6 protein-coding genes are annotated in these 11,900 nt (G+C 62.9%); 5 read left to right on the top strand and 1 reads right to left on the bottom strand.

Annotated features, from left to right (window positions below; genetic code table 11):
• The first annotated feature begins 399 nt into the window (after positions 1-399).
• The 3 genes from betI (at position 400) to betA (ending at position 4,341) form a co-directional block, all read left to right on the top strand.
• Positions 400-1,056 carry a transcriptional regulator BetI gene (gene betI, locus B4L76_RS12100; protein ID WP_296232743.1) on the top strand — a complete coding sequence of 219 codons (657 nt, stop codon included), beginning with the start codon at positions 400-402 and terminating at the stop codon, positions 1,054-1,056.
• A gap of 37 nt (positions 1,057-1,093) precedes the next feature.
• A complete protein-coding gene (gene betB / locus B4L76_RS12095; RefSeq protein WP_296232742.1) occupies positions 1,094-2,566 on the top strand; it encodes a betaine-aldehyde dehydrogenase in 1,473 nt (490 codons plus the stop codon).
• Positions 2,567-2,643: 77 nt separating this feature from the next.
• A complete protein-coding gene (gene betA / locus B4L76_RS12090) occupies positions 2,644-4,341 on the top strand; it encodes a choline dehydrogenase (RefSeq protein WP_296232741.1) in 1,698 nt (565 codons plus the stop codon).
• A gap of 43 nt (positions 4,342-4,384) precedes the next feature.
• Here betA and B4L76_RS12085 read toward each other — a convergent pair whose 3' ends face one another.
• Positions 4,385-6,535, bottom strand: a complete 2,151-nt coding sequence (locus B4L76_RS12085; RefSeq protein WP_296232740.1) for a dermonecrotic toxin domain-containing protein — start codon at positions 6,533-6,535, stop codon at positions 4,385-4,387.
• A gap of 179 nt (positions 6,536-6,714) precedes the next feature.
• Between B4L76_RS12085 and B4L76_RS12080 the strand changes: the two genes are divergently transcribed.
• The gene (locus B4L76_RS12080) at positions 6,715-8,457 is read left to right on the top strand and encodes a potassium/proton antiporter (RefSeq protein WP_170034328.1); all 1,743 of its coding nucleotides are present in this window, start codon (positions 6,715-6,717) and stop codon (positions 8,455-8,457) included.
• Between the two features lie 33 nt (positions 8,458-8,490).
• On the top strand, positions 8,491-11,799 hold the full coding sequence (mscK, locus tag B4L76_RS12075) for a mechanosensitive channel MscK (RefSeq protein ID WP_296232739.1): 3,309 nt from the start codon (positions 8,491-8,493) through the stop codon (positions 11,797-11,799).
• Positions 11,800-11,900: the final 101 nt, after the last annotated feature.

Here is an 11,900-nt window from a genome sequence, read left to right as displayed (position 1 = left end):
CGTCAGGTGTTATAAAAGGCACCCTGGAAACCGTGATCCCGAATCGATACGTTGCAAAAACCAGACAGGTGGCCTGTCGCCAGTGCTGCGCCTCGGTCGAGGTGTGCGCATTAGCCACAGCCCACCCCGCCCGCTCCAAGGGCCTGCCGCATGCTCGACGAGCGTACGGCAGAATCTGCATTTCGCATCGCTCATGCCCGTCAACGCCTTGTATTACGGGGGTTACGCGATTTCCTGGGGTGTCAATCCGTGCTTCTTAGACCGCCTGAAAAACTGTCAATGGCACAAATTGTCGCAGAGCTTATTCTTTATTGATTGAACGTTCAATCAAAACAAAATAGACTGGCCTTCGCCGAGTCAGCGCCTGTCGCCTGCTCGCAGGCCTGAGGAGATAGCAAGATGCCCAAGGTCGGTATGCAACCCATCCGCCGCCAGCAGTTGATCGAAGCCACGTTGCAGGCGGTCGATCAGGTCGGACTGGGGGATGCCAGCATTGCGCTGATTGCCCGTTTGGCCGGTGTGTCGAACGGCATCATCAGTCACTACTTTCGGGACAAGAACGGCCTGATCGCAGCGACGATGGGTTACATCATGAACATGCTCAACGAAGGCGTTCGAGCACGTCGCCAGGCCCTGACGGACGACAGCCCGCGCGCCCACCTTAAAGTGATCATCGAGGGCAACTTCGATGCCAGCCAGGTGAACGGCCCGGCAATGAAAACCTGGTTGGCCTTCTGGGCTTCCAGCATGCACCAGCCCGATTTGCACAGGTTGCAGCGGATCAACGACCACCGATTGTATTCCAACCTGTGCTGCCAGTTTCGCCGCGCCCTGCCGCTCTACCATGCGCGCAAGGCCGCCCGCGGCCTGGCAGCCCTGATCGACGGCTTGTGGCTGCGTGGCGCCCTGTCGGGTGATGCATTCGACACCGACCAGGCGATACGGATTGCTTACGAATACATGGATCTACAACTGGCTAAACAGCACACCCTGGGCATAACCGACCAGCCTGCTGATCAAGCACGCACGGCACTTGTCGACCCGGCAGGAGCGTGACGCGCAGCCAACCACACACTGCACTTGCGAGGACACTATGGCCCGTTTCGGAACGCAAAAACTCTACATTGATGGCGCTTACGTCGACGCTGGCAGCGATGCCACTTTCGAAGCCATCAACCCGGCCACCGGCGAAGTCCTCGCCCACGTTCAACGTGCCACTCAGGCAGACGTCGAGAAGGCCGTCGAAAGCGCCGAACGCGGCCAGAAGGTCTGGGCCGCGATGACCGCCATGCAGCGTTCGCGCATCCTGCGCCGCGCCGTGGACATCCTCCGCGAGCGCAACGACGAACTGGCCATGCTGGAAACCCTGGACACCGGCAAGTCGTACTCGGAAACCCGCTACGTCGACATCGTCACCGGCGCCGACGTACTGGAGTACTATGCCGGCCTGGTACCGGCCATCGAAGGCGAGCAGATCCCGCTGCGCGAGTCGTCCTTCGTCTACACCCGCCGCGAGCCGCTGGGCGTGACCGTCGGCATCGGCGCCTGGAACTACCCGATTCAGATCGCCCTGTGGAAATCCGCCCCGGCCCTGGCCGCTGGCAACGCGATGATCTTCAAACCGTCGGAAGTGACCTCGCTGACGACCCTCAAACTGGCCGAGATCTACACCGAAGCCGGCCTGCCGAACGGCGTGTTCAACGTCCTGACCGGCAGCGGCCGCGAAGTCGGCACCTGGCTGACCGAGCACCCGCGCATCGAGAAAGTCTCCTTCACCGGCGGCACCACCACTGGCAAGAAGGTGATGGCAAGCGCCTCGAGCTCGTCGCTCAAGGAAGTCACCATGGAACTGGGCGGCAAGTCGCCGCTGATCATCTGTGCCGACGCCGACCTGGACAAGGCCGCCGACATCGCCATGATGGCCAACTTCTACAGCTCGGGCCAGGTGTGCACCAACGGCACCCGCGTGTTCATCCCGGCGGCAATGAAGGCGGCCTTCGAAGCCAAGATCGTCGAGCGCGTTGCGCGCATTCGTGCTGGCAACCCGGAAGACGAGAACACCAACTTCGGCCCGCTGGTCAGCTTCCAGCACATGGAAAGCGTGCTCGGCTACATCGCCAAGGGCAAGGAAGAAGGCGCCCGCGTGCTGTGCGGTGGCGAGCGCATGACCGAAGGTGATTTCGCCAAGGGTGCCTTCGTCGCCCCGACAGTGTTCACCGATTGCACCGACGACATGACCATCGTCAAGGAAGAAATCTTCGGCCCGGTGATGAGCATCCTCACCTACGAAACCGAAGAAGAAGTCATCCGCCGCGCCAACGACACCGAGTATGGCCTGGCCGCCGGTGTGTGCACCAACGACATCAGCCGCGCCCACCGCATCATTCACAAGCTGGAAGCGGGTATCTGCTGGATCAATGCCTGGGGCGAATCGCCGGCCGAAATGCCGGTGGGTGGCTACAAGCAGTCGGGTGTCGGCCGTGAAAACGGCATCAGCTCGCTGGCTCAATACACTCGCATCAAGTCGGTCCAGGTCGAGCTGGGCGGCTACAACTCGGTTTTCTAAACCCTGTCTGGCCACGCCCGTGCCGCTGCGCACGGGCGTTCCCGCTCCTTGATCACCGCCAACATGAGGGTACTTTCATGTCCAAAGAATACGATTACATCATCGTCGGTGCCGGCTCGGCCGGTAACACCCTGGCGACCCGCCTGACCGAAGATGCCGGCGTCACCGTACTGCTGCTGGAAGCCGGTGGCCCAGACTACCGCTTCGACTTCCGCACCCAGATGCCGGCCGCCCTGGCCTTCCCGCTGCAGGGCCGCCGCTACAACTGGGCCTACGAGACCGACCCGGAGCCGCACATGAACGGCCGCCGCATGGAGTGTGGCCGAGGCAAGGGCCTGGGTGGCTCGTCGCTGATCAACGGCATGTGCTACATCCGCGGCAACGCCATGGACTTCGATGGCTGGGCAGAACTGCCGGGCCTGGAAGACTGGACCTACCTGGACTGCCTGCCGTACTTCCGCAAGGCCGAAACCCGCGACATCGGCCCGAACGACTACCATGGCGGCGAAGGCCCGGTCAGCGTGACCACGCCGAAGGCCGGTAACAACCCGCTGTTCCACGCCATGGTCGAAGCAGGCGTGCAGGCCGGTTACCCACGCACCGAAGACCTCAACGGCTACCAGCAGGAAGGCTTCGGTCCGATGGACCGCACCGTGACCAAGAACGGTCGCCGCTCCAGCACCGCCCGCGGCTACCTGGACCAGGCCAAGAAACGCCCGAACCTGACCATCGTCACCCATGCCCTGACTGACCGCGTTCTGTTCGAAGGCAAGCGCGCCATCGGCGTGACTTACCTGGTCGGCGATAGCGAAGAGCGCGTCGAAGCCCGTGCACGCAAGGAAGTGATCGTCAGCTCCGGTGCCATCGCCTCGCCGCAACTGCTGCAGCGTTCCGGTGTCGGTCCGCGCGCCCTGCTGGAAAGCCTCGACATCCCGGTGGTGCACGACCTGCCGGGCGTTGGCGAAAACCTGCAGGACCACCTGGAACTGTACCTGCAGTACGCCTGCACCCAGCCGGTGTCGCTGTACCCGTCGCTGCTGTGGTGGAACCAGCCGGCGATCGGCGCCGAGTGGATGTTCAACGGCACCGGTATCGGCGCCAGCAACCAGTTCGAGGCCGGTGGTTTCATCCGTACCCGCCCTGAATTCAAATGGCCGAACATCCAGTACCACTTCCTGCCGGTGGCCATCAACTACAACGGCTCCAACGGCGTCAAGGAGCACGGCTTCCAGGCGCACATGGGCTCGATGCGTTCGCCAAGCCGCGGCCGTATCCGCCTCAAGTCGAAGGACCCGCGCCAGCACCCCAGCATCCTGTTCAACTACATGGCTACCGAACAGGACTGGCAGGAGTTCCGTGACGGCATCCGCCTGACCCGCGAGATCATGGCCCAGCCGGCGCTGGACCCGTACCGCGGCCGCGAGATCAGCCCGGGCGCACACGTGCAGACCGACGAGGAGCTGGACAAGTTCATCCGTGAGCACGCCGAAACGGCCTTCCACCCGTCCTGCTCGTGCAAGATGGGCACCGATGATATGGCGGTGGTCGATGGCGAAGGCCGCGTACACGGCATGCAAGGCCTGCGGGTGGTCGATGCGTCGATCATGCCGATCATCATCACCGGCAACCTCAACGCCACCACGATCATGATTGCCGAGAAGATTTCGGACAAGATCCGTGGCCGCAAGCCGTTACCGCGTAGCACGGCCAAGTACTACGTGGCGGGTGATGCGCCAGTGAAGGGCAAGCCGATGCGCGAAGTGAAGCAGGCTTGAAAGCTTGAACAGGGGCCGCGCAGCGGCCCCTTTCACTCTTTGCTCAGGTGGGCAGCGCAAAGAAGGTGCGCATCAACGAATCGTCCTCAACGCCCAGCCGCCCCGCCAGTGCCTGGCGATCGAACAACTGTCCTGTGCGCATATCGCGCACTGCTTTCCCAATTGGCGCCTGCGCCAGTGCCTTCAGGCACACTTCCGTGAAGTGATAATTGCGCCCTTGAATGGCCGTCACCTTTTCCACTTGCAAGTAGCGCCCGGGCATCATCAAAGACTCTGCCTCATCGGGTCGCCTTGAAAAGGGCCCGATAGGCGTCGCCTGCATGCCCTCGCCCGGTTCCAATACATACACCAACGCATTTTCATCGAAAGCACTCCGGCCGCTGACCTGGGTCTGCGGGTCGTTGAAAACCTCCCAGAGGGCATAGGGGTTTTCCGTGAATGACGTGAAGTCGGTGGTCACCAGCACGTCACCCACTTCAATGGCGCCCTCACCAGATGCCTGAAAACCCGTGCCCCGCAGGCTGGAAGCCGCCCGGTACAGCCTCACCTGATTACTGACGCCAATTTGCCCCAGTGCGCGGGCAAGCTCATGGCTGCGCCGGATATTCTCCGCGCGGGTGCCCTCTAGCGGCATACCCCGCCACAGGTTGTTGTAGCGCTCCGGCGAGCTGGTGTACCCGGCAATGGCGGGCGACCCAAAGCCGTGCTCATCGCGATAGGCGGGGTATGGCTCACTGAATGCATCCAGATACTCGCCATTGGGCCCCACGGCGTCGAGATCAGCCCACGGTACCGCACCCAACAGGGCTTCCTGGCGCGCCAGCGCCTTATCCGACATAGCCAGCAATTCGTCTGCCGCCGGGGCCATATAAAGCTCCCAGTCGACCTTGGCGGCAGAGGCTTGCGCCTGACCAGCCACACGTGGGGGGACATGGCCATCAGCGAACAGCTCGCCGGCACGCATCATGGCAATATCAAGCAGTACGAACAGAATGTCCGCCAGTACCGACCACCATGCTGCTGTACGCCAGCCCTGCTTGCCATTGATAGCCCGGTCCAGGTGCAGAGCCAGGCTTGCGGTGCCCAGACCGAGCGATGCCAATATCACTGGCCAGCCAAGCGGCGCCATCGGCGCAATGATAAAACTCGCTGCCTGCAAGCCCGCCAGCCAATCGGCCTGGCGCAGTTGGGCGTTGCTGGTCAGCCGCTCGTGCGCGTCGCTGGCCAGATCATCCATGACCGAGTCGCGCAGACGGACGAACAGGTCTCCTTCAATGGCCGGCCCGGCAATCATGCTGTCGCCCCGTGACTGCGCGAGCAACTTGAAGTAATTGCGTAAACGCGGGCGCAGCGACTGCGCCAATACCCCGTCTCCGACGAACAACCTGACCAGCCGCTCTCGCCCCACATCCGTGGCTGCCTGGCCAGCCATCCACGCCTGAAACGCATGGCGATCTTCGAATACCTGCACCACGGCCTGAGCATCGGCAAGATAGAGGCACAACCTGCCAGTTTTCAGCTTATGCAAGAACATCAGCTTGGCGCTGATATCGCCGATGACCAGTGCACTCCATCCATGTTGGGCATTCGTTAGCTGGTCCTGTCGCAAGCCTTGCACGGTAATCGGCAAAGCGGGTACAGCGACCGTCGCCACCATCAGTTCCTGGCGCTCAGGTTCGCTCAACGTAGATCGGCCCACAGCGGCAAGGAAGCGGGCGCGGGCCAAGACGCAGTAGTCTTCACCATGGCGCTCGCGAAACTTGCCCAGCGCCTCGGTGTAGCGCCCGGCAAAGTCCAACCGCCAGAACGCCGTCAGGACATCCCGTGGATCGAGCCGCACTTCGTTGCGCTCGTCAAAGACCGTGTGGCTGGCATCCACCCGGTAGAAGCCACCGTAAATACTCAGCTCGTCAGCATTGGCCTGCTGCTGCGGACTGAATCGCTGGATGACCAGTTCGGTCAGGCTCAAGGACCGCCGTGGTGGCCCATTGTGACACCAGCCAGTGAAGCTCGACGAGCTGCTGGCCGCCGACGGGAATTCGTGCCAATAAAGCCCGTCCGGGTCCAGCCAGTACCCTAGCTGGCGGCAAAGCACATGGCCCGCCGCCTGGCGCGCCAGATTGTGCAAATCAGGAAATCGCCCGAGCAGGCGCTGGGCCACCTGGGCGAGAGGAATGGTTGCTTTGACGTTCATGATACTCGGCTGCCTGATTGTGGGCACACCATTGCAGCCGCAAGCCGCAGCGAAGATGCGGTATCGCTTTACAGCCTGCGCTGGCCTCAGGTTAGAATCGATTGGCACGCGACCTGCTAGCTTTTGCTGAACACCGCGCTACCACGCCCCTTCCCGCCGCTGTTTCGGAGTACCTGCCTTTGGATGCAAGCACCATCAACAGCCTGTTCCTGATCGGCGCACTGCTGGTGGGTGCAAGTATCCTGGTCAGCTCGCTGTCGTCGCGCCTGGGCATCCCGATCCTGGTCATCATCCTTGCGGTCGGCATGATCGCCGGTGTCGATGGTGGCGGCATCATTTTCAACAACTACCCGACCGCCTACCTGGTAGGCAACCTGGCACTGGCCGTAATCCTGCTTGACGGCGGCCTGCGTACACGGGTTGCGAGCTTCCGCGTGGCCCTGTGGCCGGCGCTTTCGCTGGCCACCGTCGGTGTCATGATCACCACCGCCCTCACCGGCATGGTCGCCGCCTGGCTGTTCGACCTGAGCCTGATCCAGGGCCTGCTGATCGGTGCAATTGTCGGCTCCACCGACGCCGCGGCGGTGTTCTCGCTGCTTGGCGGCAAAGGCCTGAACGAGCGGGTGACCGCTACCCTGGAAATCGAATCGGGCAGCAACGACCCGATGGCCGTGTTCCTCACCGTCACCCTCATCGACATGATCGCCAGCGGCCAGACCGGCCTGCACTGGAGCCTGCTCACCCACCTGCTGCGCGAGTTCGGCATTGGCGGGCTACTGGGCCTGGGCGGTGGCTGGCTGATGCTGCAGCTGGTCAACCGCATCAACCTGGCGGGCGGCCTGTACCCGATCCTGGTGATCGCGGGCGGCCTGGTGGTGTTCTCGCTGACCAACGCCCTGCACGGCAGTGGTTTCCTTGCCGTATACCTGTGCGGCCTGGTGCTGGGCAACAAACCGATCCGCAGCCGCCATGGCATCCTGCACATGCTCGACGGCATGGCGTGGCTGGCACAGATCGGCATGTTCCTGGTGCTGGGCTTGCTGGTCACCCCGCACGACCTGCTACCCATCGCCCTTCCTGCGCTGGGCCTGGCGTTGTGGATGATCCTGGTGGCGCGCCCGCTGTCGGTGGTCGCCAGCCTGCTGCCATTCAAGGCCTTCCATGGCCGTGAAAAGGGCTTCATTTCCTGGGTTGGCCTGCGCGGCGCGGTACCGATCATCCTGGCAGTATTCCCGTTGATGGCCGGCCTGCCGGACGCCCAGCTGTTCTTCAACCTGGCGTTCTTCATCGTGCTGGTGTCGCTGCTGGTGCAAGGCACCAGCCTGCCGTGGATGGCCAAGCTGCTGAAAGTGACCGTACCGCCCGACCCGGCACCGATCTCCCGTTCCGCCCTGGAAGTCCACCTGACGAGCGAGTGGGAACTGTTCGTCTACCGCCTGGGCGCGGAAAAATGGTGCATTGGCGCCGCCCTGCGCGAGCTGAAAATGCCCGAAGGCACGCGGATCGCAGCACTGTTCCGAGGCGAGCAACTGCTGCACCCGTCGGGCAGCACCGTGCTCGAAGTAGGCGACATGCTTTGCGTGATCGGCCACGAGCACAACCTGCCAGCCCTGGGCAAACTCTTCAGCCAGGCACCGCAACGGGGCCTGGACCTGCGCTTCTTCGGCGACTTCGTACTCGAGGGCGATGCCGAACTGGGTGCGGTGGCAGCGCTGTACGGCCTGAAACTCGATGGCCTGGACGCGAAAATGCCGTTGGCGCAGTTCATCCGACAGAAGGTCGGAGGCGCTCCAGTAGTAGGCGACCAGGTCGAATGGCATGGCACAATCTGGACCGTGGCCACCATGGACGGGAACAAGATCCAGAAAGTGGGCGTCAGATTCCCCGAAGGAACGCGACCCGGACCAGGATTGTTCCTCTAAATTTCGTTTGCCTGATTCACAAGTAGCCTGCCTATGTCCCTGCGCGCGTATCTCCGCACAGCCCTGCTGGGGCTGTGTCTGTCTCTCTCTGTTGCAGCCATTGGGGCAGAAGCCCCGACCACCGCCAGCATCCAGAACAGCCTCGACAAGATTGCCGAGCGCAAGCTGCCCGAGGCTGAGCAGAAAGCCTTGCAGCAGGTCCTGGAGCAAACCCTCAGCCTGCTCGCCAGCAAGGAAGACAACGAGAAGAAGCTCGCCGCGCTCAAGCAGCAGCTGGCCGGAGCCCCGAAGGAAACCAGCGACAGCCAGCGCGAACTGGCCAAGCTCAAGGAAAGCAAGCCACAGCCGGTGACCCAGCGCTACGCCAGCCTCAGCGTGCCGCAGCTGGAGCAGATGCTCAGCGAGCGCAGCACCCAGCAGGGCGAGCTGCAAAAGGCACTGTCCGAAGCCAACAGCCTGATCATCAATTCGCAGACCCGTCCGGAACGCGCCCAGGCGGAGATCAGCAACGCCCAGGCGCGCACCCAACAGATCAACAGCATCCTCAAGACCGGCAAGGATGCCGGCAAACCGATCAACGCTGACCAGCGTAACCAGCTGAATGCCGAACTGGCCTCGCTCAACGCCCTGACCCTGCTACGCCGCCAGGAGCTGGCCGGCAACAGTCTGCTGCAGGACCTCGGCAACGCCCGCCATGACTTGCTGATCGAGCGCGCGGCGCGCCTGGAGCAGGAAATCCAGGACCTGCAGACCCTGATCAACGACAAGCGTCTGGCCCAGTCCCAGGAAGCCGTCACCCAGCAATCGATCGAGGCGCAGAAGGCCGGCGGCAGCAGCCTGCTGGCCACCGAAAGCGCGGTCAACCTCAAGCTCTCCGACTACCTGCTCAAAAGCACCGATCGGCTCAACGAACTGACCCAGCAGAACCTGCGCACCAAGCAACAGCTGGACAGCCTGACCCAGGCTGACCAGGCACTGGACGAGCAGATCAACGTGCTCAAAGGCAGCCTGCTGCTGTCGAAGATCCTCTACAAGCAGAAGCAGACCCTGCCGCACTTGAAACTGGACCGCGACCTCGCCGACCAGATCGCCGACACCCGCCTGTACCAGTTCGAGGTCAACCAGCAACGCGAGCAGATGAGCAACCCGGTCACCTACGTCGACAAGCTGCTGGCGGCACAACCGCAGGAAGAGGTGACACCGCAGCTGCGCAAAGCCCTGCTGGAAGTAGCCATCACCCGCAGCGACCTGCTGGAACGGCTGAACCGCGAACTGTCGGCACTGCTCAACGAATCGATCACCCTGCAGCTGAACCAGAAGCAATTGCTAGGCACCGCCCAGAGCCTGCGGACCACCCTCGACGAGCAGATGTTCTGGATCCCCAGCAACAAACCGCTGGACTGGGATTGGCTGCGTTACGTGCCGGAGCGCCTGGCTGACCAGGTCGCCAACCTACCGTGGGGCTCGGGCCTGAAGGAATTGGCCGACGGCCTGAGCCAGCGCCCGTTGCTGTTCCTGCCGCTGCTGCTGGTGATCGGCGCCCTGCTGTGGCGGCGCACGTACCTGTACCAACGCCTCGGCAAGGTGCACCAGGACATCGGCCATTTCCGCCGCGACAGCCAGTGGCATACTCCCCAGGCGATTCTCATCAACATCCTGCTGGCGATGCCGGTCAGCCTGGGCCTGGCCCTGTGCAGCTATGCCCTGCAGATCGACGCCCGTGGGCAGAATGCCAACCTCGGCGCCGCCCTCTGGCAACTGGCCCAGGCCTGGCTGGTGTTCTATACCGCCTACCGCATCCTCGCCCCTGGCGGCGTGGCGGAAATTCATTTCCGCTGGCACAAGCCACAGGTCGAGTTCCTACGCGGCTGGGTCCGCCGCCTGGGCACCGTGGTATTGGCGCTGGTCGGCGTCGTGGCCGTGGCCGAGCATCAACCCTCGGCACTCGCCGATGACGTGCTGGGCATCGGCGTAGTGCTGACCTGCTATGCCTTGATGGCCTGGCTGCTCAGCCGCCTGTTGCTCAGCAGCCCGGCACACCGCGACACATCGCTGTTCCGCAAGGCCGTGGGCGTGGCCTTCACCGCACTGCCCATCGCCCTGTTCGTGGCCGTTTGCTTCGGCTATTACTACACCGCGCTGAAGCTCACCGACCGACTGATCTACACCCTCTACCTGCTGTTGTTCTGGCTGGTGATCGAGGCCGCATTCGTGCGCGGCCTGTCGGTAGCTGCACGGCGCCTGGCCTACCAACGCGCGCTGAGCAAGCGGGCAGCGGCCAAGGAGGGTCTTGATGGCGAAGTCATCACCGAAGAGCCGACCCTGGACATCGAACAGGTCAACCAGCAGTCGCTGCGCCTGATCCGCCTGGCCCTGCTCGGCGGCTTCATCGCCGGCCTGTACTGGGTGTGGGCAGACCTGATCTCGGTGTTCGCCTACCTCAACAACTTCGTTCTCTACGAATACACCAGCGGCACCGGTGCCGCCGCCAGCATGGTGCCAATCAGCCTCGGCGACCTGCTCGGCGCCCTGGTCATCGTGGGCATCACCTTTGCCCTGGCCGGCAACTTGCCGGGCCTGCTGGAAGTACTGGTACTGTCACGCCTGAACCTGGCCCAGGGCAGTGCCTACGCCACCACCACGCTGTTGTCGTACACCATCGTTGGTGTTGGCATCGTCAGCACCCTGTCCACCCTGGGGGTCAGCTGGGACAAGCTGCAGTGGCTGGTGGCCGCATTGTCGGTGGGCCTGGGCTTCGGCATGCAGGAAATCTTCGCCAACTTCATTTCCGGCATCATGATCCTGTTCGAGCGCCCGGTGCGTATCGGCGACACCATCACCATCGGCAACCTGTCGGGTACCGTGAGCAAGATCCGCATCCGCGCCACTACCATCACCGACTTCGACCGCAAGGACATCATCGTCCCCAACAAGACCTTCATCACCGGGCAGCTGATCAACTGGTCGCTGACCGACACGGTCACCCGGGTGACACTGAAGCTGGGCATCGACTACGGCTCCGACCTTGACCTGGTACGCGACCTGCTGCTCAAGGGTGCCCATGAGAACCCACGGGTGCTCAAGGACCCGGAGCCGATCGTGTATTTCCTCAACTTTGGCGAAAGTTCACTGGACCACGAGCTGCGCATGCACGTGCGCGACCTGGGCGACCGCAACCCGACCCTGGATGAGATCAACCGCTACATCAACCGCGAGTTCAAGGCGCACAACATCAAGATCTCGGTACGCCAGGTAGAGGTATTCCTGATGGACCCGACAGGCGGCAAGCAACAGCTGGTTCCAGTGGAGCAGCCAAAATCGGATGGCACTGCTTCGGCCTGAGAACGTTCCAATGCTTTATTCTGGGCAACCCCCGCGAGGTCTTTGCCCTCGTCCGCGGGCAAGCTCGCGAGGGCCGTACCGCGGCCCCGGTCAATCAACCC

The sequence above is a fragment of the Pseudomonas sp. UBA4617 genome (assembly GCF_002386445.1).
Classification (GTDB): Bacteria; Pseudomonadota; Gammaproteobacteria; order Pseudomonadales; family Pseudomonadaceae; genus Aquipseudomonas.
Note: the sequence above shows the minus strand (reverse complement) of the source record. Positions and strands in the feature narration are given on the sequence as shown.

Bases quoted from the DNA above. Each gene is read 5' to 3' on its own strand.
- betI (WP_296232743.1), top strand. From the start codon at position 400: ATGCCCAAGGTCGGTATGCAACCCATCCGCCGCCAGCAGTTGATCGAA.
- betB (WP_296232742.1), top strand. From the start codon at position 1,094: ATGGCCCGTTTCGGAACGCAAAAACTCTACATTGATGGCGCTTACGTC.
- betA (WP_296232741.1), top strand. From the start codon at position 2,644: ATGTCCAAAGAATACGATTACATCATCGTCGGTGCCGGCTCGGCCGGT.
- B4L76_RS12085 (WP_296232740.1), bottom strand. From the start codon at position 6,535: ATGAACGTCAAAGCAACCATTCCTCTCGCCCAGGTGGCCCAGCGCCTG.
- mscK (WP_296232739.1), top strand. From the start codon at position 8,491: ATGTCCCTGCGCGCGTATCTCCGCACAGCCCTGCTGGGGCTGTGTCTG.